At 72.7% G+C, this 23,424-nt stretch carries 18 protein-coding genes; 12 read left to right on the top strand and 6 right to left on the bottom strand.

Going from position 1 to position 23,424, the window contains the following annotated elements; translation table 11 throughout:
- Position 1: 1 nt before the first annotated feature.
- A complete protein-coding gene (locus K3769_RS03980) occupies positions 2-1,018 on the bottom strand; it encodes a sugar ABC transporter substrate-binding protein (RefSeq protein ID WP_210891531.1) in 1,017 nt (338 codons plus the stop codon).
- Between the two features lie 246 nt (positions 1,019-1,264).
- Here K3769_RS03980 and iolC point away from each other — a divergent pair, with 246 nt between their 5' ends.
- The 9 genes from iolC to K3769_RS03935 all read left to right on the top strand — a co-directional run bounded on the left by iolC (position 1,265) and on the right by K3769_RS03935 (position 14,523).
- Complete coding sequence (gene iolC, locus K3769_RS03975; protein ID WP_267025053.1) at positions 1,265-2,215, top strand: 5-dehydro-2-deoxygluconokinase; 951 nt, start codon at positions 1,265-1,267, stop codon at positions 2,213-2,215.
- Positions 2,216-2,317: 102 nt separating this feature from the next.
- Positions 2,318-3,196, top strand: coding sequence for a Cgl0159 family (beta/alpha)8-fold protein (locus K3769_RS03970; protein ID WP_267025052.1), 879 nt, complete (start codon positions 2,318-2,320; stop codon positions 3,194-3,196).
- Positions 3,197-3,242: 46 nt separating this feature from the next.
- Complete coding sequence (gene iolB / locus K3769_RS03965; protein ID WP_267025051.1) at positions 3,243-4,118, top strand: 5-deoxy-glucuronate isomerase; 876 nt, start codon at positions 3,243-3,245, stop codon at positions 4,116-4,118.
- A gap of 75 nt (positions 4,119-4,193) precedes the next feature.
- The gene (gene iolD, locus K3769_RS03960) at positions 4,194-6,068 is read left to right on the top strand and encodes a 3D-(3,5/4)-trihydroxycyclohexane-1,2-dione acylhydrolase (decyclizing) (RefSeq protein WP_267025050.1); all 1,875 of its coding nucleotides are present in this window, start codon (positions 4,194-4,196) and stop codon (positions 6,066-6,068) included.
- A 53-nt stretch (positions 6,069-6,121) separates the two neighbouring features.
- Positions 6,122-7,618, top strand: a complete 1,497-nt coding sequence (locus K3769_RS03955; RefSeq protein WP_267025049.1) for a CoA-acylating methylmalonate-semialdehyde dehydrogenase — start codon at positions 6,122-6,124, stop codon at positions 7,616-7,618.
- 71 nt (positions 7,619-7,689) lie between these two features.
- Entirely contained in the window at positions 7,690-8,472 is a 783-nt protein-coding gene (locus tag K3769_RS03950) for a GntR family transcriptional regulator (RefSeq protein WP_267025048.1), read from the top strand.
- Positions 8,473-8,586: 114 nt separating this feature from the next.
- On the top strand, positions 8,587-11,067 hold the full coding sequence (locus K3769_RS03945; RefSeq protein ID WP_267025047.1) for a SpoIIE family protein phosphatase: 2,481 nt from the start codon (positions 8,587-8,589) through the stop codon (positions 11,065-11,067).
- Between the two features lie 209 nt (positions 11,068-11,276).
- Positions 11,277-13,754, top strand: coding sequence for a beta-glucosidase family protein (locus K3769_RS03940; RefSeq protein WP_267025046.1), 2,478 nt, complete (start codon positions 11,277-11,279; stop codon positions 13,752-13,754).
- Between the two features lie 112 nt (positions 13,755-13,866).
- A complete protein-coding gene (locus tag K3769_RS03935; protein WP_267025045.1) occupies positions 13,867-14,523 on the top strand; it encodes a DedA family protein in 657 nt (218 codons plus the stop codon).
- Between the two features lie 294 nt (positions 14,524-14,817).
- Here the strand turns inward: K3769_RS03935 and K3769_RS03930 are convergent, their stop codons facing one another.
- Positions 14,818-15,348: a gamma carbonic anhydrase family protein gene (locus K3769_RS03930; protein WP_267025044.1), complete on the bottom strand. Its 531-nt coding sequence runs from the start codon at positions 15,346-15,348 to the stop codon at positions 14,818-14,820.
- 1,026 nt (positions 15,349-16,374) lie between these two features.
- Here K3769_RS03930 and K3769_RS03920 point away from each other — a divergent pair.
- Positions 16,375-17,688: a diacylglycerol/lipid kinase family protein gene (locus K3769_RS03920; RefSeq protein WP_267031240.1), complete on the top strand. Its 1,314-nt coding sequence runs from the start codon at positions 16,375-16,377 to the stop codon at positions 17,686-17,688.
- Between the two features lie 25 nt (positions 17,689-17,713).
- Here K3769_RS03920 and K3769_RS03915 read toward each other — a convergent pair whose 3' ends face one another.
- Entirely contained in the window at positions 17,714-18,172 is a 459-nt protein-coding gene (locus K3769_RS03915; RefSeq protein ID WP_267025043.1) for a DUF7144 family membrane protein, read from the bottom strand.
- A 196-nt stretch (positions 18,173-18,368) separates the two neighbouring features.
- Between K3769_RS03915 and K3769_RS03910 the strand changes: the two genes are divergently transcribed.
- Positions 18,369-18,665: a DUF8691 family protein gene (locus K3769_RS03910; protein ID WP_267025042.1), complete on the top strand. Its 297-nt coding sequence runs from the start codon at positions 18,369-18,371 to the stop codon at positions 18,663-18,665.
- Positions 18,666-18,776: 111 nt separating this feature from the next.
- Complete coding sequence (locus K3769_RS03905; RefSeq protein WP_267025041.1) at positions 18,777-19,259, top strand: helix-turn-helix transcriptional regulator; 483 nt, start codon at positions 18,777-18,779, stop codon at positions 19,257-19,259.
- Positions 19,260-19,363: 104 nt separating this feature from the next.
- Here the strand turns inward: K3769_RS03905 and K3769_RS03900 are convergent, their stop codons facing one another.
- The 3 genes from K3769_RS03900 to K3769_RS03890 form a co-directional block, all read right to left on the bottom strand.
- Positions 19,364-22,153 (bottom strand): winged helix-turn-helix domain-containing protein, encoded by a 2,790-nt coding sequence (locus K3769_RS03900; protein ID WP_267025040.1) that lies wholly within the window; start codon positions 22,151-22,153, stop codon positions 19,364-19,366.
- Between the two features lie 130 nt (positions 22,154-22,283).
- A complete protein-coding gene (locus K3769_RS03895) occupies positions 22,284-22,763 on the bottom strand; it encodes a DUF1269 domain-containing protein (protein ID WP_267025039.1) in 480 nt (159 codons plus the stop codon).
- A complete protein-coding gene (locus K3769_RS03890) occupies positions 22,763-23,317 on the bottom strand; it encodes a DUF1269 domain-containing protein (RefSeq protein ID WP_267025038.1) in 555 nt (184 codons plus the stop codon). Before K3769_RS03890 ends, K3769_RS03895 begins: the two co-directional genes overlap by 1 nt.
- Positions 23,318-23,424 lie beyond the last annotated feature (107 nt).

Raw genomic sequence — 23,424 nt, 5'->3', positions numbered from 1 at the left:
GTCACCGAGTACCCTTCGAGGCGAACTTGGCTATGTCGTCCACGTTGTCCTTGTCGACGAACGCCGGGCCGGTGAGCACGGGCTCCTGGCCGCCTCCGCTGAAGTTGCCGTTGGTCTTGTAGAGCCACAGGGAGTCCACCGACAGGTAGCCCTGAAGGTAGGGCTGCTGGTCGACGGCGAACTCGATGTCGCCGCCCTTGACGGCGTCGACCATCTCCTTGTTCAGGTCGAAGGTCGCCACCTTCGCCTTGCTGCCCGCGTCGTCCACGGACTGCACGGCGGTCAGCGCGAACGGGGCGCCGAGCGTGACCACGTAGTCGATCGACGTGTCCTGCTTGAGCTTGGCGTTGATCGTCGACTTCACGGACGGCATGTTCGTGCCGTTCACGTTGAGGGTCGTGGTCTTGCCCTTGAAGGTCTTCTTCACGCCGGCGCAGCGGGCCTCCAGCGAGACACTGCCCTGCTCGTGGATGACGCAGATGTTGTTCTTGGCGCCGAGTGCGTTGAGCTTCTCGCCGAAGGCCTCACCGGCGACGAACTCGTCCTGGCCGAAGTAGGACAGGAGCCCCTGCTCCTTCCAGTCGTCGATGCCTCCGTTGAGGCCGACGACGGGGATGCCGGCCTTCTCGGCCTTGGCGACGACGTCCTTCATGGCGTCGGGCTTGGAGAGGGTGACCGCGATGCCGTCGACCTTCTGGTCGATCGCGTTCTGGACGAGGTTGGCCTGCTTGGCCGAGTCCGGGTTGTTCGAGTAGACCAGCTCGACGTTGTCCTTGGCGGCGGCGGTCTCCGCCCCCTTGCGGACGAGGTCCCAGAAGGTGTCACCCGCAGCCGCGTGGGTGATCATCGCGATCTTCATGCGCGGGGTGTCGGCCTTGCCGGCCGACGCGTTGCCCGAGTCCTCCTCGGCCTTCTTGCCACCCGAGTCGCTGGAGCAACCGGTGACCATCAGGGCCGCCGCGGCGGCCGCGGCGACGAGGGCGATTCTGCGGGAACGGGGGCGAGACGTGCGGTCCATCTTTCCGGCACCTCACTGTGCGACAGGGGAGAGAAAGTTTAAAAACTCGGCAGTTCTGTTGGGAGGGGATGTAAGTCCCTCATATGCCCCGCTGTCAATACTTTGTTAAGACATCATTTCACGGTGACGTGAGAATGTAAGTACAAAGTCTTGACATGGCTCGGCCCCCGGTCTTACACCTAGGACACACCGGTCCCCCGTATCCCGCACCCCCACAAGACGGCATCCCCACGAGGAGCGACGCGTATGAGCGAGTCATTCGACCTGATCACCATGGGTCGTCTCGGGGTCGACCTCTACCCTCTGCAGACCGGCGTGCCGCTCGCCCGCGTCGAGACGTTCGGCAAGTTCCTCGGCGGATCGGCGGCCAACGTGGCGGTCGCCGCGGCACGCCTCGGGCGCACCACGGCGATCGTCAGCCGTACCGGCGATGATCCCTTCGGAGCCTATCTCCACCAGGCTCTCAAGGAATTCGGGGTCGACGACCGCTGGGTCACCCCTGTCGAGGAGTACCCGACACCGGTCACGTTCTGCGAGATCTTCCCGCCCGACGACTTCCCGCTGTACTTCTACCGGCAGCCCAAGGCGCCCGACCTGGTGATCCACACCGACGAGCTGGACTTCTTCGCGCTCCGGGCGGCGAAGATCTTCTGGATCACCGGCACCGGACTGAGCGAGGAGCCCAGCCGCTCGGCCACCCTCGCCGCCCTCAAGGCCCGCGACAAGTCCGGCACCACGGTCTTCGACCTCGACTGGCGCCCCATGTTCTGGCAGGACCCCGACGAGGCCCGTCCGTACTACACCGAGGCCCTGCGGCACGCCACGGTCGCCGTCGGCAACCTCGACGAGTGCGAGATCGCCACCGGCGTCCGCGAACCACGGGCCTGCGCCGACGCCCTGCTCGAAGCCGGTGTGGAACTGGCCGTCGTCAAGCAGGGCCCCAAGGGCGTCCTCGCCGTCCACCGCGACGGCACCACCGCCGAGGTGCCGCCCGTACCCGTCGAGGTGGTCAACGGCCTCGGCGCGGGCGACGCGTTCGGCGGCTCGCTCTGTCACGGCCTGCTGGCCGGCTGGGAACTGGAGAAGACCATGCGGTACGCCAACGCGGCCGGCGCGCTGGTCGCCTCCCGCCTCGCCTGCTCCTCCGCGATGCCGACCGCCGCCGAGGTCGAGGAACTCGTCACGTCGCGCGACTGAGGTCACGTGACCCGACGTCGCGCGGCTGAGGTCACGTCACCGAACGTCACGCGGCTGAAGATCCCGCGACCGACCCCGCACCACCCCGAACGGAGCCAGACCTTGAGCATCACCATCCCCGACCTCGTCAGGGTGCGTGTCCAGCACCCCGAGGCCGTGGCCGAAGCGGCTGCCCGCCGCGCCCGGCGGCCCCTCGTCGGCGACAGCGGTCGCCTCATGATCGTGGCCGCCGACCACCCGGCCCGCGGTTCGCTCGGCGTCGGCGACCGCAGGCTGGCCATGGCCAACCGCGCCGACCTGCTGGAGCGCCTGTGCGTCGCGCTGTCCCGGCCGGGCGTGGACGGGGTGCTCGCCACCGCCGACATCCTGGACGACCTCCTGCTGCTCGGCGCGCTGGAGAACAAGGTCGTCATGGGCTCCATGAACCGCGGCGGCCTGGCCGGCGCGTCCTTCGAGATGGACGACCGCTTCACCGGCCACCGCGCCGAGGACATCGAACGGCTGAACTTCGACGCGGGCAAACTGCTGCTGCGCATCGACTACGACGACCCCGGCTCGCTGACCACGCTGGAGTCCACCGCCCGCGCGATCGACGCCATGGCCGCGCGCCGGCTGCCCGTGTTCGTCGAGCCGTTCATCTCCCGCCGCGTCGGGGGAAAGGTCGGCAACGACCTCTCCGCCGAGGCCGTCACCCGCTCCATCGCCATCGCCTCCGGCCTGGGCGGCACCTCCGCCTACACCTGGCTGAAACTGCCCGTCACCAGCGACCCGGACGACATGGCCGCCGCCCTGGAGACCTCCACCCTGCCCGCCGTCCTGCTCGGCGGCGAGGTCGGCGGGGACCAGGAGGGCGCGTACGAGAAGTGGCGCAAGTGCCTGCGGCTGCCCACCGTCCAGGGTCTGGTCGTCGGCCGCTCCCTGCTCTATCCCGCCGAGGGCACCGTGGAGACCGCCGTGGACACCGCGGTCGGCCTGCTCTGACCGGAGACCAGCCCGCTCTGACCGGACACCGGAAGGATCACACCTCATGACCAGCGCACATCACCTGCCCGCGGGCAAGGCCGCGAGTGGGCCGTACGCCGTGGACGTGACGCCAGAGAGCGCGGGCTGGGACCACTCCAGCCTCCGGGTCCTCGAACTGCCCCCGGGCGGGACGCACCTGTTCACCGCGGGGGACAGCGAGTGGATCGTCACCTCGCTGGGCGGCGCCTGCACGGTCGCCGTCACCGACGACTTCGGCCAGGACGAGTTCGAGATGCGGGGCCGGGCCGACGTGTTCAGCGGCGTCAGCGACTTCGTGTACGTGCCCAGGGACGCGACCGCCGCCCTCACCTGCCACGAGGGCGGCCGGTTCGCCCTCACCGGAGCCCGCTGCGAACGTCGCCTGCCCGCCCGCTACGGGCCCGCAGAATCCGTGCCCGTCGAACTGCGCGGCAGCGGCAACTGCTCCCGGAAGGTGCACAACTTCGGCGCGGCCGGCGTCTTCGAGTGCGACAAGCTCATCGCGGTCGAGGTGATCACCCCGGGCGGCAACTGGTCCTCGTATCCGCCGCACAAGCACGACGAGAACCGGCCGGGCGAGGAGTCCGAGCTGGAGGAGATCTACTACTTCGAGATCGCCGACCACGAGGGCACCCCCGGCCTCGGCTACCAGCGCGTCTCGCCGTCGGGCCACGGCAGCGGCACGGACGTGCTCGCCGAGGTGCGCGGCGGGGACGTCGTCCTGATCCCGGACGGCTGGCACGGCCCCTCGATCGCCGCACCCGGCCACGACATGTACTACCTGAACGTCATGGCGGGCCCCGGCGCCGACCGGGCCTGGCTGATCTGCGACCACCCCGACCACGCCTGGATCCGCGACACCTGGCCGGACCAGCCCGTCGACCCCCGGCTGACCCCGTGACCCCCACCGCCCCCGTCCCGGGCCGCCGCCCCGCCTCCACCTCCGCCTCCGCCTCCGCGAACCAGTGAGGAACCGATGAGCCGCTCCACCCTCCGTCTGACCGTCGCCCAGGCACTGGTGCGCTTCCTGGCCGCGCAGTACACCGAGCGCGACGGTGTGCGGCGCCGGCTGATCGCCGGTACCTGGGGGATCTTCGGCCACGGCAACGTGGCAGGCCTCGGCCAAGCCCTCCTGGAGGCCGGCGAGGAGACCATGCCCTTCCACCAGGGCCGTAACGAACAGGCCATGGTGCACGCCGCCGTCGGCTACGCCCGCCAGCTCGACCGGCTCTCCGCCCAGGCCGTCACCACCTCCATCGGCCCCGGCGCCACCAACCTCGTCACCGGCGCCGCCCTCGCCACGATCAACCGCCTGCCCGTGCTGCTCCTGCCCGGCGACTACTTCGCGACCCGCGCCGCCGACCCGCTGCTCCAGCAGCTGGAGCACCCGGTCGAGGCCGACCTGTCCGTCAACGACACCCTGCGTCCGGTCTCCCGCTACTTCGACCGCGTCCACCGCCCCGAGGCGCTGATCCCCTCCGCCCTCAACGCGATGCGGGTGCTCGCCGATCCCGTCGACACCGGCGCCGTCACCCTCGCCCTGCCGCAGGACGTGCAGGCCGAGGCGTACGACTGGCCCGCGGAGTTCTTCGCCGACCGGGTCTGGCACGTGCGCCGCCCGGCGCCCGAACCGGCCGAGCTGGCCGCCGCGGCGGAGGCCGTGCGCGGCTCCCGGCGCCCCCTGATCGTCGCGGGCGGCGGTGTCCACCACAGCGAGGCCGAGCAGGCCCTCAAGGCGTTCGCCGAGGCCACCGGCATCCCGGTCGCCTCCACCCAGGCGGGCAAGGGCTCGCTGCGGTACGACCACCCGGCGGACGTCGGCGGCATCGGCCACACCGGCACCGCCGTCGCCGACGACCTGGCCCGCACCGCCGACCTGGTCATCGGTGTCGGCACCCGCTACTCGGACTTCACCACCGCCTCCGCCACGCTCTTCCAGGAACCTGGCGTGCGGTTCGTGAACCTCAACGTCGCCGCCTTCGACGCGCACAAGCTCAGCGCCCGCACCCTGGTCGCGGATGCCCGCGCGGGTCTCGAAGCCCTCACCGAGGCGCTCGCCGGCCACCGCGTCGACGAGGCGTACGAGGCCGAGTACCGGGCGGGCAAGGAGCGCTGGGAGCAGGTCGTCGACTCCGTCTACCGGGCCGACGACGAGCACGCCGTGCCCACCCAGACACAGGTCCTCGGCGCCCTGGACGCCGTGGTCGGCGACGACGACGTGGTCATCAACGCGGCCGGCTCGCTCCCCGGCGACCTGCACAAACTGTGGCGAGCCCGCAGCCCGCGCCAGTACCACCTGGAGTACGGCTACTCCTGCATGGGCTACGAGATCCCGGCCGGCATCGGCGTCCAGCAGGCCGCCCCGGGCACGCCCGTCTGGTCGCTGGTCGGCGACGGCACGTACCTCATGATGCCGACCGAGATCGTCACGGCCGTCCAGGAGGGGCTGCCGGTCAACCTGGTGCTCCTCCAGAACCACGGGTACGCGTCCATCGGCGGGCTCTCCGAGTCGGTGGGCGCCGAGCGCTTCGGCACCGCCTACCGCTATCGGTCCCCGGACGGCGGCTTCACCGGCGATCCGCTGCCGGTCGACCTGGCCGCCAACGCCGCGAGCCTCGGCATGGACGTCCTGCGCGCCAAGACCGTGGGCGAACTGCGGAACGCGCTGGCCACCGCCCGCGCGTCCGACCGGCCCACCTGCGTCTACGTGGAGACCGACCCGACGCCCACCTCGCCGGGCGCCGAGGCCTGGTGGGACGTACCGGTCGCCGAGGTCTCCTCGCGTGAGGCCGCGACCAGTGCCCGTACGGCGTACGAGCGCCAGGTCGCCGACCGCCGCCGCCACCTCTGATCCCGCCCGCTCCCGCTTGCCCCGCCCAGCTCACGACTAAGGACCGGCACCGCATGAAGAACATCGACCACTGGATCGGCGGGAAGCCCGTCGCGGGTACCTCCGACCGCTTCGGACCCGTGTACGACCCGGCCACGGGCGCCCAGGAGAAGCAGGTTCCCTTCGCCTCCGTGGACGAGGTGGACGCCGCCGTCGCCTCCGCGAAGGCCGCCTTCGAGAGCTGGGGCACCGCCTCGCTCGCCAAGCGCACCTCGATCCTCTTCAAGTACCGCGAACTGCTCGACGCGCACCGCGACGAGATCGCCGAACTGATCACCGCCGAGCACGGCAAGGTGCACTCCGACGCGCTCGGCGAGGTCGCCCGGGGCATGGAGATCGTCGAACTCGCCTGCTCCATCCCGCAGTTGCTCAAGGGCGAGCTGTCCACCCAGGTCTCCACCCGGGTCGACGTGGCCGCGATCCGCCAGCCCCTCGGCGTCGTCGCGGGCATCACCCCGTTCAACTTCCCGGCCATGGTGCCGATGTGGATGTTCCCGCTCGCCATCGCGTGCGGCAACACGTTCGTTCTCAAGCCGAGCGAGAAGGACCCCTCCGCCTCCTGCCGGCTGGCCGAGCTGGCCTCCGAAGCCGGGCTGCCGGACGGCGTGCTCAACGTCGTGCACGGCGACAAGGCGGCCGTCGACCGGCTCCTGGAGCACCCGGACATCACCGCCGTCTCCTTCGTCGGCTCGACGCCCATCGCCAAGTACATCCAGATCAAGGGCATCGAGCACGGCAAGCGCGTCCAGGCCCTCGGCGGCGCCAAGAACCACATGCTGGTCCTGCCCGACGCCGACCTGGACTTCGCCGCAGACCAGGCCATCAGCGCCGCCTACGGCTCGGCAGGCGAGCGCTGCATGGCCGTCTCCGTCGTCGTCGCGGTCGGCGACACCGGCGACGAACTCGTCGAGAAGATCGCCGAGCGGGCCAAGGGCCTGAGGATCGGCCCCGGCAGCGACCCGGCCTCCGAGATGGGCCCGCTCATCACCCGCGAGCACCGCGACAAGGTCGCCTCGTACGTCGCGGGCGCCGCCGCCCAGGGTGCCGAGGTCGTCGTGGACGGCACCGGCTTCACCGTGCCCGGCCACGAGGACGGCTTCTTCCTCGGCGTCTCGCTCCTCGACCGGGTCCCGGTCACCGCGGACGCCTACCGGGACGAGATCTTCGGCCCGGTGCTGTGCGTGGTCCGCGCCGGGACCTACGACGAGGGCATCGCGCTGATCAACGCCTCCCGCTGGGGCAACGGCACCGCGATCTTCACCCGGGACGGCGGCGCCGCCCGCCGCTTCCAGCTGGAGGTCCAGGCCGGCATGGTCGGCGTCAACGTGCCGATCCCCGTCCCCGTCGGCTACCACTCCTTCGGCGGCTGGAAGGACTCCCTCTTCGGCGGCCACCACATCTACGGCAACGACGGCGTCGCCTTCTACACCCAGGGCAAGGTCATCACCACCCGTTGGCCCGACCCGGCCGACAGCGGAGGCATCAACCTCGGCTTCCCGAGCCACTCCTGACGCTCCGTCAGAGCTGCCCGCGCACGTACATCCGAAGGCCCGCGCACGTACATCCGCAGGAAGGGGCACGAGTGGCAGAGACCGGAACCACACGTCCGGCCACCGCCGGGGCCTTCGACCGGCTGGAGGTCGCCCTGGACCGGGGCAGCCCGATCCCGCTCTACTACCAGCTCGCCCAGCAACTGGAGTCGGCGATCGAGCTCGGGGCGCTCGCCCCGGGCGACCTGCTGGGCAACGAGGTGGACATCGCCGCCCGCCTCGGCCTGTCCCGGCCCACCGTCCGCCAGGCGATCCAGTCCCTGGTGGACAAGGGCCTGCTGGTACGCCGCAGGGGCATCGGCACCCAGGTGGTGCACAGCCAGGTCAGACGCTCACTGGAACTGAGCAGCCTGTACGACGACCTGGCCGCCGCCGGGCAGAGCCCCGCCACCCGGGTGCTGCGCAACGAGATCGAGTCGGCCTCGGCGGAGGTCGCCGCGGCCCTCGGCATCCCCGAGGGCCGGGACGTCATCGTGCTCGAACGGCTGCGCACCACCCACGGCGAACCCGTGGCCCACCTGCGCAACCACCTGCCCGCCACCCTCCTCGACCTGGACACCGCGAGACTGGAGGCGACCGGCCTCTACCGGCTGATGAAGGCCGCGGGCATCACCCTGCACAGCGCCCACCAGACCGTGGGCGCCCGCAGCGCCACCCCGGAGGAGGGCGCACTGCTCGGCGAGCCCGCGGGCGCCGCCCTGCTCACCATGCGGCGCACGGCCTACGACGACACCGGGCGGGCCGTGGAGTACGGGACCCACGTCTACCGGGCGGCCCGCTACACCTTCGACTTCCAGCTGCTGGTCCGCCCCTGATCGGGTGCGTTCGCCGGGCTCACCGCCCCGGGGCGGCGGTACGTTGGGCCCGTGCGGCGCGGGTGCACCGGGCACGACGCGGGAAGACCACTCCCAGCGACGGAGAGGGTCAGGGTGTCGACGAGCGAGAAGAGCGGCGTGGCGGCGCGCCGGTTCGACGTGGCGGACGCCGCGGTGGTGCTGCTGGACGCCCGTCTGACGGTGTCCGGCTGGACCGCGGACGCCGAGCGGCTGTTCGGCCACCGCGGCGCCGAGGCCGTGGGCCGTCCTGTCGCGGACCTGCTGATGCCCCAGGACGCCGCCCGCCTGCCCGAGCTGGCCCGCCGGTGCGTGCGGGACGGCCGCTGGACCGGGCTCCTCGCGGTGCGCCACCGGGACGGCCATCCGGTCGTCGCCACCGTACGGGTGCTGCCCGCCGTGGAGTCCGCGGACGGCCCGCCCCGCTGGGTGGCCCTGGCCGCGGACACCGCGGGCACCCCGGGCTGGGGCATGAGCCGCGGGGTGCTGGAGCGGATGGCCGCCCACTCGCCGATCGGCATCGCCATCGTCGACACCGACCTGCGCTTCGTCTGGTCGAACGCCGCCCTGGAGCAGTTCGGCGGCGGACCCGGCCGCGAGCGCATCGGCAAACGGCTCGCGGACATACAGCCCGGGCTGGACGCCGCCGCCCTCGAAAGGGTGATGCGGCAGGTCCTGGAGAGCGGCGAGAGCGTGGCGGGCTACGAACACGCCGGCACGGTCCGCTCGGCACCGCACCGGGAGACCGCCCACGCCATGTCCTTCACCCGGCTCGACGACGACCGGGGCATCCCGCTCGGCGTGTACTACACCGTCGTGGACGTCACCGAGCGCTACCGGGCCCGCGCGCGCCTGACCCTCCTGGACCGGGCGGGCAAGAGCATCGGCCGGACCCTGGACGTCACCCGGACCGCCCAGGAACTGGCCGACCTCGCGGTACCGGGGCTCGCCGACCTCGTCACCGTCGACCTGCTGGAGACCGTCCTCGACGGCGGTGAGCCGGCGCCCGGACCGACGGGCGGGCCCCTGGACGGCCCGGACGCCGTGCCGCTGCGCCGGGCCGGCCACCGCTCGGCCGACGAGGAGGCCCCGGGGGACTCCGCCGGGATCGGCCGGGTGGCCCGGTACCGCGCCGACGCGCCCCCGATCACCGCGCTGACCGGCGGCAGGTCCTGGATCGAGGAACGCCTCGACCCACTGGCCGGGGCGTGGACCGCCGACCCCTCCCAGGACGGGGTCGCCGCCCTGCCCGGACCTGGACCGCACACCGCGATGATCGTGCCCGTCCGGGCCCGCGGCACCACGCTCGGCATCACCACGTTCTTCCGCGGCCGACGCGAGGAGCCCTTCGACCAGGACGACCTGAGCCTCGCCGAGGAGTTCGTGGCCCGCGCCGCCCTGTGCCTCGACAACGCCCGCCGCTACACCCGCGAACGCGACGCGGCGCTGGTCCTGCAGCGCCACCTGCTGCCGCACCGGCTGCCCGAACAGGACGCGATGGAGGTCGCCGCCTGCTACCGGCCGGCCGACGAACTGACGGGCCTCGGCGGGGACTGGTTCGACGTCATCCCGCTGTCGGGCGCCCGGGTCGCGCTCGTGGTGGGCGACGTCGTCGGGCACGGCATCGAGGCCGCCGCCGCCATGGGCCGGCTGCGCGCCGCCGTCCAGACCCTCGCCGACCTGGACCTGCCGCCCGAGGAGGTGCTGGCCCACCTGGACGACCTGGTCGACCGGGCCGGACAGGAGGACGATCCCGGGACGGCACCGCGCGCCGACGGCGTCCGCGCGAAGGGCGCCAGCTGCCTGTACGCCGTGTACGACCCGGTCGGCGGCCGGCTGTCGATGGCCGCCGCGGGCCACGGGCTGCCCGCCGTCGTCGCCCCGGACGGCACGGTGGACTTCCCCGAGCTGCCGCCGGGGCCCGAACTGGGCGTCGGCGGACCGCCCTTCGAGTCCGTCGAGCTGCGGCTCGCGGAAGGCAGTGTGCTCGCCCTGTGCACCGACGGGCTGCTCGCCGCCGAGGGGCCCGCGGACCGGCGCGACGCCGCCGCCGACCGGGAGCGGCTGCGCCAGGTGCTCGAACGGCGGGCCCCGGACCTGGACGACCGCGTCCGGGCCGTGGTCGACGCCCTGGTCCCCGCGCGCCCGCCGGACGACGTGGTGCTGCTGCTGGCCCGGGCCCGCCGGCTGCCGGCGGACCGGACGGTGTCCTGGGAGCTGCCCGGTGACCCGGCCTCGGTCGCAGAGGTCCGCAAGCGCACCTCGCGCCAGCTGTGCGACTGGGGTCTCGACGAGCTGACCTTCACGACCGAACTGGTCGTCAGCGAGCTGTTCACCAACGCGATCCGGCACGCGGAGGGCCCCATCAGGCTGCGGCTGATCCTGTCGAGGACCCTGGTCTGCGAGGTGTGGGACGCCAGCCCCACGGCCCCGCACCTGCGCCATCCGAAGACGACCGACGAGGGCGGTCGCGGGCTCTTCCTGGTCTCCCGGTGCACCCAGCGCTGGGGGACCCGCTACACCCAGGACGGCAAGATCATCTGGACGGAGCAGTCCTTGGCGGGCCCGTCGTTCTGATCGGCCGGCCGGCCGGCCTTCCGGCCTGCGTGCTGCACCGGCGTGCTGATCCGGCCGGTGCGGTCATATTTTCTGCCGTGACGGTGGTGCCTAACGGCCCGTCACGTCCCTTTTGTCGCATAGTGCGTCCGGAGGGCGAACCAGCACGGCCGCCCGCGCGCCCCGCGGTTCACCTCCTCGTGCCCGCACCCAACGAGGAGTGACGCCTCATGTCCCACCCCGTCTCCCGTCGGCCGGTGTCCCGCCGGTCCGCCCTGCGCCTGCTGGGCGGCGCGACCGCCGTGGCCCTCGCCGCGACCACCGGCGGCCCCGCGCCGGCCCGGGCGTCCGTACGGGAGCCGGCCGCGGGCCCCCGCGTCGAGAGTCTGCTCAACCGGCTCACCCTGGACGAGAAGATCTCCCTGCTGCACGGCGCCACCGACCCGAAGGCCCTGGGGCAGGCCGGCTACGTACCCGGCGTTGCCCGGCTCGGCATCCCGCCCCTGCGCCTCGCCGACGGCCCCGCCGGAGTCCGCGTCAAGCAGCGCGCCACCGCCCTGCCCGCACCCGTCCTGCTCGCCTCCGCCTTCGACCCGGACCTCGCCCGCCGCTACGGCCGGGTCATCGGCCACGAGGGCCGCGCGCTGGGCCAGGACGTGCTGCTCTCCCCGATGGTCAACCTCGTCCGCACCCCGTACGCGGGCCGCAACTTCGAGACCTTCAGCGAGGACCCGCTGCTCTCCGCCGACCTCGTCGCCGAGGAGATCAAGGGCATCCAGAGCCAGGGCCTCATCGCGACCGTCAAGCACTACGCGATGAACAACCAGGAGAAGGACCGCGAGACCGTCGACGTCCGGGTCGACGAGCAGACCCTCAACGAGGTCGAACTGCGCGGCTTCGAGGCCGCCGTCGGCGCCGGTGCCCGCGCCGCCATGGGCGCCTACAACAAGGTCAACGGCGTCTACGCCTGCGAGAACGCGGAACTCCTCACCGGCGTCCTGCGCGACCGGTGGGGCTTCGAGGGCTGGGTGATGACCGACTGGTACGCCGCCCACAGCACCGTCGCCTCGCTCACCGCGGGCCTCGACATGGAGATGCCGAACAGCAGGTACTTCGGGGCCGCCCTCAAGAAGGCGGTCCAGGACGGCAGCGTCTCCGAGGAGTACGTCGACCGCTCCGTACGCCGGATCCTCACCGCGATGGACGACTTCGGCCTGCTCGACGGCAGCGCCCCCGCCCGCCCGCGCCGGGACCCGGCGGCGGGCGCGGCCGTCGCCCTGGAGGTCGCCAAGGCGGGCGCCACCCTCCTGCACAACAAGAGCGGCGCCCTGCCCCTGACCGGCGAGGCCGCCCGCAGCATCGCCGTCGTCGGCCCCACCGGCTCCCTGCCGTTCGTCAGCGGCGGCGGCAGCGCCCATGTTGTCCCCGACCACGCCGACAGCCCGCTGGAAGCCATCAGGTCGCGGGCGGGCAAGGACGCCCGGATCTCGTACGCACTCGGCGAGGACCTCTTCGGCAAACCCCTGCCGGAGAACGCCCTGTCGGCGGGCATCACCCCCGAGGCGCAGCGGATCGCCGCCGGGAAGACCTGGACGTACGAGGGGACACTCACCGTCGAGGACGCCGACGAGTGGACGTTCGTCATCCATTACTCCGGTACGCGGCCCAGGGTGCTCCTGGACGGGACGGAACTCTTCCCCGTGGTGGCCGGGCTCGCCGAGCAGTTCGCGGGCGGACTGGTGTCGGCAGCCCCCGACGGCCTCGCGGTACGGCGCAAGACGCTCGACCTCGGCCCCGGCAGGCACCGGATCGAGATCACCGCGAAGGGCGGGGAGACGGGGCAGACGTTCCGTCTGCGGCGCGTCACCGGCGCGACCCGCGCCCAGGACGTGGCCGAGGCCGTACGGGCCGCGTCCGCCGCGCACAGCGTCGTCCTCTTCGCCTACGAGGACGCCACCGAGAACCAGGACCGCACGACCCTCGCCCTCCCCGGCCACCAGCCGGGCCTGATCGAGGCGGTGACCGCGGCGAACCCGCGCACCACCGTCGTCCTCAACACCTCGTCCTCGACCGCGATGCCCTGGCTGGAGCGGACCGCCGCCGTGCTGCAGATGTACTACCCGGGCCAGGAGGGGGCGGCGGCCACCGCGGCCGTCCTGTTCGGGGACTGCGACCCCGGCGGACGGCTCACCCAGTCCTTCCCGGCCGACGACGACAGCCACCCGGTCGCCGGCGAACCGCGCCGCTACCCCGGCGTGAGCGGCGTCGAGGAGTACTCCGAGGGCATCCACGCCGGCTACCGCTGGTACGACGCCAAGGGCGTACGGCCGCTGTTCCCGTTCGGGCACGGACTCTCGTACACCTCCTTCGCCTACGAGGACCTGGCGGTGGAGCGGACCGGGGACGGGCTGGACGTCGCCTTCACCGTGCGCAACACCGGGCGGCGGGCCGGCGTCGACATCCCGCAGGTCTACGTCGGCCCCTCGCCGCGGCTCCGGCTCGACCAGGCGGCGCGCGTACTGAGCGGTTACCGACGTCTGACGCTCAAGGCGGGGGAGTCGCGCAGGGTCACCGTGCGCGTCGACGAGCGCACGCTGTCCTCGTGGGACCCGGGCCGGTCCGGCTGGGTGCTCGGCGGCGGGCGGCGGACGGTATGGATCGGGGCCTCGTCCCGTGACCTGCGGTTGCGCACGACGGTGGCCGTATGAGGTCCCGACGGGCCGTCGGACAGGGGGCGTGAACCGGTAGGCTTCCCGGCGTGCGCGCGACCGAGCGCACGCCGGGCCCGGCCCGGACCGCGGTGATCGGGAGGAACCGGCGTTGCACGTCCAGGAATGGCTAGAGACGGTGCCTGCGGTCAGCATCTACGCGCTGGTGGGTCTGGTCATCGGCCTGGAGAGCCTGGGCATTCCGCTGCCGGGCGAGATCATCCTCGTCTCCTCGGCGCTGCTCGCCTCCCAGCACGGTGACATCAACCCCGTGATCCTCGGCGCCTGCGCGACGGCCGGCGCGATCATCGGGGACTCCATCGGCTACGCCATCGGCCGCAAGGGCGGGCGACCGCTGCTGGCCTGGCTCGGCGCGAAGTTCCCCAAGCACTTCGGCGAGGGCCATATCGCCACCGCCGAGCGGTCCTTCGAGAAGTGGGGCATGTGGGCGGTCTTCTTCGGCCGCTTCATCGCCCTGCTGCGTATCTTCGCGGGCCCGCTCGCGGGTGTGCTGCGCATGCCGTACTGGAAGTTCCTGATCGCCAACGTCCTCGGCGGCATCATCTGGGCGGGCGGCACCACGGCGGTCATCTACTACGTCGGCGTGGTCGCCGAATCCTGGCTCAAGCGCTTCTCCTGGCTGGGCCTGGTCCTCGCCGTCCTCATCGGCGCGGCCTCCATGCTGATCATGAAGCGCAAGGCGAAGAGGATGACGGCGGAAACGGACACCGAGACGACTCCGTCGGAACCGGTCCCGGCAACGGACTGAGCCGCCTGCGAAACAGGCGGGCGCAGCCAGGCCTCTTCGGCTTTGGGGGCGCGGGGAAAGGCGCACCGAGCCACGACGGCGCTCCCAGGGGCGCGGGGAACTGCGCGGCCGGCGGCAGCAGCCCCGCACCGGCCAACCGGTCCAGCAAGAGGCGCTCTCAGGGGCGCGGGGAACTGCGCGCCCGGCGGCAGCGGACCCGCACCGGCCAACCGGCCCAGCAAGAGCCGCTCTCAGGGGCGCGGGGAACTGCGCGCCCGGCGGCAGCAGCCCCGCACCCCCCAATCGGCCCCCGGCCTACCCCTCGTGGGCGTCCCGGTGCGCCTTCGCCAGTTCCACGTAGAACACGCCGTTCAGGGAGACCCCCTCCCGCTCCTCCGCGCTCAGCTCCCGCTTCACCTTCGCGGGAACGCCCGCGACCAGGGACCCGGGCGGCACCCGCATCCCCTGCGGCACCAACGCCTGCGCCGCGACGAGCGACCCCGCCCCGATCACCGCCCCGTTGAGGATCGTCGCCCCCATCCCCACCAGGCAGTCGTCCTCGACGACCGCCCCGTGCACCACGGCGTTGTGCCCGATGGACACCCGCTCCCCGATGCTGATCGGGAAACCCGGGTCGACGTGGAGCGTGCAGTTGTCCTGGACGTTGCTGTCGGCGCCGATCACGATCGGACCGCAGTCCGCGCGCAGCACCGCGCCGTACCAGACGCTCGCGCCCGGCCGCAGCGTGACGTCCCCGATGACCACGGACGTGGGCGCCACGAACGCCTCCGGGTCCAGCTGCGGGTCCTTGCCGCCGATCCCCATGACCAGCGCCTCGTGCGTCATCACCGTCTCCTCGTCGTCGGTACACCGGCACGGTAGGCGATGGACCGCCGGCCCGGCCTCCCGGGTCCGTGTCACCCGCCCCGGGCGAGGCGCGGCGGCCCGGCGGGGAAGAAGGTGACGTGCCGACAGGTTTCCGGGGGCCGGGAGGGCACGGGCATGGTGTTCACGAGGCTCGCCCGGACGGTGACGGGCCGGATCGGGGGCCCCGTCGGCCGACAGCTCGTCAGTGTGAGCATCCTGGACATGGCCACCCGTCTCGCCGCGCAGGCCTTCCTCGCCGCGCTGCCGATGCTCTTCGCCATCGCGTCCTTCACCCCGCCCGCGATCCGCCGGGAACTGGTGAGCACGCTCCGCGCCCAGCTGGGCACCAAGGGGCCGGTCCTGACCCAGGTGGACCAGGTCTACCGGGGCGGCTCCGAGTCGCTGGAGACCTGGGGCGCGGTCGGGGTGCTGGTGGCGCTCCTGTCCGCGACCGCCTTCAGCCGTGCCCTGCAGAGGCTGTGCGAGCGCGCCTGGCACCTGCCGCGTTCCGGACTGCGCACCGTGGTGTGGCGCTGGGGCGTGTGGCTCCTGGTCTGGGTCGTCGTGCTGGTGGCCCAGGGGACGCTGCGCGACGGGTTCGGCGCCGGGGCCGCCCTGGGGTTCCCCCTCCAGACGATCGCCGCGGTCCTCATGTGGTGGTGGACGCAGCATCTGCTCCTCGCCGGGCGGGTGGCCTGGCTGCCGCTGCTGCCGGGCGCCCTGCTCACCGGGGTCGGTGTCGTCCTGTACTCCGCCGTGTCCGGGCTCTGGCTGCCCCGTTCACTGGAGCTGAGCGTCGGGCGGTACGGGCCGCTCGGCTCCGTCTTCACGGTGCTGTCCTGGCTCATCTTCTTCTTCGCGATCGTCGCCGGCGGGATCGCCATCGGGTACGTGCTCGCCCACGACGCCCTCCTCAGCCCCTGGCTGGGACTGACCGGACCGGCGAAGGACGGATCCCCTCCCGGGGGTGATGCGCCCTCCCAGAGCACGAACGATCATCACGCCATGGAACCCACTACACGGGGGCAGCGGTGGTCGGCGCGCGGAGCGCTGGCGGCGGCAGCGGCGGCGGTACTGGTGCTGGGCGTGTTCGCGGGACTGCGGACCATCGCCCTGCTGGCGGTGGGACTGACCGGACTGGCGGTCACGGCGGCGGCCCTCTGGTGGGTGCTCACGCGGCGGAGCGTGTGGCGGCTGCTCGCCGCGGTGCTGGCCGTCGCCGCACCCGTGTGGATCGTCGTCGCGTACACCCGGGCCCACCTGGCGTGGGTCGTCGCCGTGGCCGGGGCGCTGCTGATGGTCGCGGTCGGCGCGGGCCGCAGAGCCCTCGTCGGCGCCGCCGGACCGGGACGGATGCCGGAGCACCCCGCCCCGCGGGTCCGGCACCCCGTGCTGATCATGAATCCGCGCTCGGGCGGCGGCAAGGTGGAGCGGTTCGCGCTGCGGGAGAAGGCCGAGGCGCTGGGCGCGAAGGTCCTCCTCCTGGAGGGGCCGGGCGACACCGACGTGGCCGAACTGGCGCGCAAGGCCGCGACCGAGGGCGCCGATCTCCTCGGCGTCGCGGGCGGGGACGGCACGCAGGCACTGGTCGCCGACGTCGCCGCCTCGCTCGACCTTCCCTTCCTGGTGGTGCCGGCCGGCACCCGCAACCACTTCGCGCTCGACCTCGGCCTCGACCGCGAGGACCCGGCGAAGGCGCTCGACGCGCTGACCGACGGAGTGCTGGTCCGCGTAGACCTGGGCCGCGCGGCCGGCCACCCCTTCGTGAACAACGTGTCGTTCGGGGCGTACGCCGAGGTGGTGCAGAGCCCGGCCTACCGAGACGGCAAGACCCGTACGACCCTGGAACTCCTCCCCGACCTGCTCGTGGGCCATCGCGGTGCGCGTCTCGCCGCCCGGGCCGGTGAGGCGGACTTCGAGGCACCGCAGGCGCTGCTGGTGAGCAACAACCCCTACGGGACGGGCGACATCGCGGGGCTCGGCCGCCGGGCCCGGCTCGACGGCGGCGAGCTGGGGGTCGTCGGGGTCGACGTGGCCGGCGCCGCCCAGGCCGCCGGACTCCTGCGCGGACGCCGGGCCGGCGGTCTGACCCGGGTCACCGCGCGGGAGGTGGTCGTCGACGCCGACCGGAGCGGATCGGTCGGCGTCGACGGAGAGGCACTGAACCTGAGCGTCCCCGTGCGCTGCGAGGCGCTGCCGGGTGCGCTGCGTGTCCTGGTGCCGCGCGAGCGTCCGGGGACGCGCCTGCCGCTGCCGCGGCTCGACTGGCCCCGGATCGCCCGGCTGGCCCTGCCGTCGGCCCGCCACCGCGCACGGTGAGCGGCCCCGGACGGACGAAATGCGGCTACGGCGCCCCGTAGACCTTGTGGGCCTGTGCGTGGCCGTAGCTGGCCAGGGACCAGATCACCAGCACGTCGAACGCGATGATGATGATCGACCAGATCGGGTAGTACGGGGTGAAGAAGAAGTTCTCCATCGCGCTCAGCGCGGCGACCGTGATGCCGACGACGCGCGCCCACGTCTTGCCCTTGAAGACGGTGAAGGCGGCGGCCAGGATGACGAGCCCGGAGAACAGGTGGACCCAGCCCCACACATTGATGTTGAGGTCGTACGGGTAGTCGTTGGCCCGGGTGTAGAAGTTGTCCTCCATCAACGCGCCCATGCCGACGAACACCTGGTACGCGCCCACGATGGCCATCATGCAGACGGCGAAGACGACCCCGCCGACCATCAGGGGCTTGATCCGGGGTCCCTGCGGGGGTGGGCCCTGCCGGGTCTGCCCTGCCGAAGTCTGCTCAGCCATGTCGGGTACCTCCTTGTCGGGGACAGGAGCATCCCGCCGCTCCAGGAGACCGAGCTTCACCCGCTGTGGATGAGTGTCCTGACCGTGCGGGTACCGAAGCGGGCCGCCGCCGTCACCCCCGCTGTGTGATGTGCAGACGGCCCGGCCCGGGAGAATGGTGAGGTGACCCGGCCCCGGGCAGCGGAGGTGGCGCGGCATGGGAACGGCGGAGGAACGCCCTGGACCCGAGCGGGGCGAGGCGCGGCCCGTGGGCGGGGACTTCGAGATCCGTATCAAGGGCAGGGTCTCCCAGGCCTTCCGCTCCGCCTTCGCCGAGCTGACGGTCACGGTCAGTCCGCCGGAGACCGTCCTGCACGGTGCCCGGCTCGACCAGGCGGCTCTGTACGGGATCCTGGACCGCATCCAGGCCCTCGGACTGGAACTGGTCGAAGTGCGCCGATTGCCCGAGGGACGCGGTCCCGGTGAGGACCCCGCTTCCCCCGACACGTCGTAGACACGGTGCGACATCGGGGTGAATTGGCCCTAAGTACCCTTCCCGTCCCAAGATCCAGCTCCCACGGTGGCTGTGTACCGCCTTCCGCCCACCGCTGAGGAGGTGAGTCACATGTCCACCGTGCTGAACGCCGAACGGAGAGGTAGGCAAGCGCACTTCGAAGGGCCGGACTTCGAGCGGGTCTCCGTGCTCCAGGGCCGGTTACGGGCCCTGGACCGGGCCGCCGAGGACGCGGACACCGTGGTGGCGGCCTGTCTGGTCTGGGTCGCCGACGCGCTCATGGACATCGCCGCCGAGTCGGGCGACCCGCACAGTACGAACATGCTCCTGGACGAGGCGTCGGCCGCGCTGGCCGCCGTGCCTCCCGCCGACCCCGGACGCCCGGACCTCGCGACACCGGTCGGCCTCCTGACGGAACGTGAGCACGCGGTGCTCGTCAGGCTTCAGGAGGACGCGCCGCTCCGGCAGATCGGCGCGGAGCTCTTCGTCTCGCACAACACGGTGAAAAGCCATGTGCGGGCCGTCTACCGCAAACTCAGGGTGTCCTCGCGTACGGACGCGGTCGCCCGCGCGAGGCAGCTGGGGCTCCTCTGAGCGGACGCGGCCTCTCGCCGCACAGCGGTTCTCGCCTCACGGCAGTTCTCATCCCACGGCGATCCACGCCGCACGGCAAGCCACGCCTCACGGCGATGCTCGTCTCACAGCAGTTCCAGCTCGCGGGCTCGCCGTACCGCGGCCGAACGCCTGGTCACGGCGAGCTTGCGGTAGACGCTCTTGAGGTGCGTCTTCACCGTGTTGACCGACACGTACAGCTCGTCGGCGATCTCCTCCGTCGTCATCATCTGCGCGAGATGACGCAGCACATCGCGTTCGCGTGCGCTGAGCGACTCGACCGGGGGCCGGTCGTCCCGCGGCCGTGGCTCCGGCGTGCCGGGCACCGGCCGGAGCCGGCGGGCACGTGCCTCGCCGAGCGTGGCGGCGCACGCGTGTCTGACCGACTGCCGCAGCCCCTCGGCGAGCCAGCCGTCCGCCGTGAGGTCGGGGATGGTGTCCAGGGCCTCGGGACGCGCCGTGCCGGTCTCCACGGCGGACACGAGTTTGGCGACGAGGGAGCCGACGCCCGTCACGAAGGGGTCGGGCACCTGGCGCAGCGTGGTGTGCGCCCGGGAGAGCTCGCCGCGGGCCCGCTGCGCGTCGAGGCGGGTGAGGCCGATCCAGGCCCGTACGACGTGCAGCACGGACAGGGAGGGATCCGGCTCCGACGAGGCCTGCGACACGGGGTGCCGGGCGTGCCCGGCGAACTGGTCCGCGGCCCGGAACCGTCCGCGCAGCACCTCGAGCAGGGCCAGTTCGGAGAGGCAGTCCCGGCGCAGGACGCCGTTCTCGGCGGCGCAGGCTGCCTTGAGGGCCGTGGTCAGGGACGTCTCGGCCGCCTTGAGGTCGCCCTCCCGCAGTTCGGCGCGGCCACGGACCGACAGGGTCAGCGCCACCAGTTCCGGCCGGTCCTCCAGCAGGCCGCGCGGCAGCCGGGTGAAGAGCCGTTCGGCTTCCGCGGCGGCGGTTCTGGCCGCCGTGAGGTGCCGGGGGCGGTCCCTCGCCATCCGGATCACGGAGTGCGCCAGCCGGCACCGGGCGATCCGGTCGGTGGCGTCCCCGGGCAGGTCACCGATCAGCCGGTCGGCCAGTGCGAGGTGCCGTGTGCAGGCCGGTCCGTCGCCCCGGGCGAGCGCCGCGGCGGAGGTGACGAGCGCGGACTCCGGCCCCAGGGCCTCCCGGGACGCCGCCGTGGAGTCCGCGGGCGGCGTCCGTGTCAGCAGTTCGCCCGGCAGGCGGGTGCTCGTCAGGGCGAGAACCTGCCCGATCGCCAGCTGATGCACGACGAGACGGTCGGCGTAGCCGAGGTCGTCGGCGGCCAGGGCGTGGCGTACGGCCTCGGCCAGGAGCCCGTGCTCGCCGAGCCATTCGGCCGCGCGGGCGTGCAGGGCGGGCACGAGGTCCGGTGCCTCGTGGCGCAGTCGCACCCGCAGTACGTCGCCGAACATCCGGTGGCACCGGTACCAGCCGTGGCCGGTGTGCTGCAGGAACGAGCTCTGCGCGACCAGGGCGGCGAAGTGACGGCCGGCCTCCTGCCCCGCGACCTGGGTGGCCAGCTCGGCGTTCAGATGGTCCAGCACGCTGGTCGTCAGCAGGAGCCGGCGCATCGCCGGGGGCTGGCCGTCCAGGACCTCCTCGACGAGGTAGCTGACGATCGCCTCGTCCTCGCCGGCGAAGCGTGCGACGAAGCGCTCCGGATGGGGATGCCTCTGCATGGACATGGCCGCCAGCCGCAGGCCGGCGGCCCAGCCGTCCGCCCGCTCGCGCAGGGTCTTCACCACCGGGCGGGGCACCTCGACGCCGTGCTGTGCCAGCAGTGCCGCCGTCTCGCGGTCGTCGAAGGCGAGGTCGCCGGTGCGCAGTTCGGTGAGGTCGCCGGCCAGCCGGTAGCGGTGAAGGTGAAGGGGCGGGTCCCTGCGCGAGACGACGACCAGCCGCAGCGCGGGGGTGGCGTGCCGGAGCAGCCGGACCATGCCCTCGGCGACCGGTGAGCCGCTCTCCGGCTGGAAGTCGTCCAGTACGAGGACGACGGGCTCCTGACGGGCGGCGAGTCCGGCCGCGAGGGCGGCCACGAGAAGGGGCTGTCCGGCCGCGGCGGTGCCGGGTGGTCCGGCGGCGGCCGGAAACGCGTGCGGTTCGAGGCCGTCGGCGGCGGCTGCGCGGGTGAGGGGCGGGCCGTCGAGACCGTTCGCGTCCGGGGACGCGACCGCCGGCCCGCCCCCGGTCCGGCCACCGTACGGCCCCGCCGCCGACGCGACCTCCGCGCCTGGCACGCCGCCCCCGTAGCCCCCTGTGCCTGGCGCCGTGCGGCCCTGGCCGACGACGGCGCGGACTCCCGCGCCCTGGTCCGTACGGCCCTGGTCGGCGGTTTCGTAGCGCCCCGTGTCCAGGAGCGAACCGTCCTGGCCCGTGGCGCCCGTGGCAGCCTGGAGTACGGCGTCCTGGGGTGTGCCGTTCTGGGCGGTCGCGGTGTACAGGGTCGTGCCGCCGTCGTCGTCGGTGGTGGGGCCGTACAGGTCCGGGGGCCGTGGTGTCGGAGGCGGGGGGAGTGTCGGTAGGTCCACCGAGGCTTCTCGCAGCGCCGCAAGCACTCGGGGCCAGAAGACGTCCGGCTGTTCCTCCGCCCCGTCGCAGGTGACCCACGCCACCGGCCCCGGCGCACGCCGGGTGTGTGCCCACTCCACCGCGAGAGCCGACTTGCCCGCCCCCACCGGCCCCACGACCACCGTCAACGGCCCCAGCACGCCCAGCGAGAGGCGGTCCGTCAGACGGGGGCGGGGGACCAGCCACGTCGGCAGCGGCGGTACACCGGGAGGCGACAGGCGGGGCGCCCGGGTCGAGGGGGGTTTGACAGAGCTGTCCGGCGGGCGCCGTCGTTCCGTCCGCTCGTCCATCGACGATACCTCGCTCCCAGCGCAGTGGACGTCCGCCAGACGAGAGTGTGGCCCGCACCGGGAAGCCGCGGACCGGTGCGGGCCACATCTCACCCGGGTGAACTTCGGCCGGGCGGTTCGGAGGTCGTCGCTACCGCAGGGCGGCGACCAGCTCCTCCTCGCGCTCCTTCGTCAGCGACGTACGCAGCACGGTGGGACCGAACGGACGCAGCGCCTCACGCACCCGGTCGGGCGTCGAACGGCGGACGAGCGCGAAGACGGCGGCCCGGCCCGGTTCCAGCGTGCCCGCGATCTCCTTGATGAACGCGTCGTTGATCCCCACGTCCGTGAGCTTCCCGGCGAGCGCGCCCGTGCCCGCGCCGACCGCCGCACCGAACACCGGCATCAGGAACAGCAGGCCGAAGAGCGTGCCCCACAGGGCACCCCCGGCGGCCCCGTGCGCGGTGGGGCTGAAGGACTGCCGGACGTGGATCTTGCCGTCCGGGGTCCGCCAGGCGAGCGCCGCGTCCTCCAGGTCGAGAAGTTCCTGCTTGGACAGGTCCTTCGAGAGGCGCAGTACGGATTCGGCCTTCTCCTTGTCGGAGAAACCGAGCACGACGAGATCGGTCATCAGGACCTCCTGGTGTCCCGGCCGGATGCCCGGCCCTTACGGTTCTGTTCCGAGGCCGCCTCGTCCAGTCGCGCGACGGCTTCGGTGATTTCCACGACGACCAGGCCGAGGGACTCCTCCGTGAGGAAGCCCTCCGCGACGGGCACGCCGCCCGCGTCGCGGATCGCCGCCCTCAGCTCCCTGGCCCAGGTGTGTTCCAGCAGGACGAAGCCGGCGGCGGTCCCCGGGGACAGCTGACCCGCCAGGCCCAGGATGTCGTCCGGGGCGAGGCCGAAGGCGTTCCCCTCGGCCAGCGACGGGAACTCCGCCTCCGCGCCCTCCAGCACGTCGCGCGAGATGCCGAGCAGCGCGGCGACGGTCTGGCCCATGCCCTCGGCCTGGTAGTCGAGCGTGACGAGACTTCCGTCGGCCTCCTTCTGTACGAAGAGCAGGTCCAGCAAGCGGACTTGGCCGCTGCGGTCGAGCGCCACGAGCTCGTCGATGATCCTGCCCTCGAACTTCGCGTCGGGTCCGAACTCGACCGTCAGCAGTTGCACAGGTCCGATCCTGACCATGACCGCTCCTTTCGATGTGGTCCGCCTCCATCCAGCCGTCTTCCGGACCGGTGCGCGTCACCCGCCACAGGTGAGGGGCCGGCCTGGACAGGGCCTCACCCGTGGCA

This window comes from Streptomyces ortus (assembly GCF_026341275.1).
In the GTDB taxonomy this organism is placed as follows: Bacteria; Actinomycetota; Actinomycetes; order Streptomycetales; family Streptomycetaceae; genus Streptomyces; species Streptomyces ortus.
This window is presented reverse-complemented; position numbering and strand designations above follow the sequence as displayed.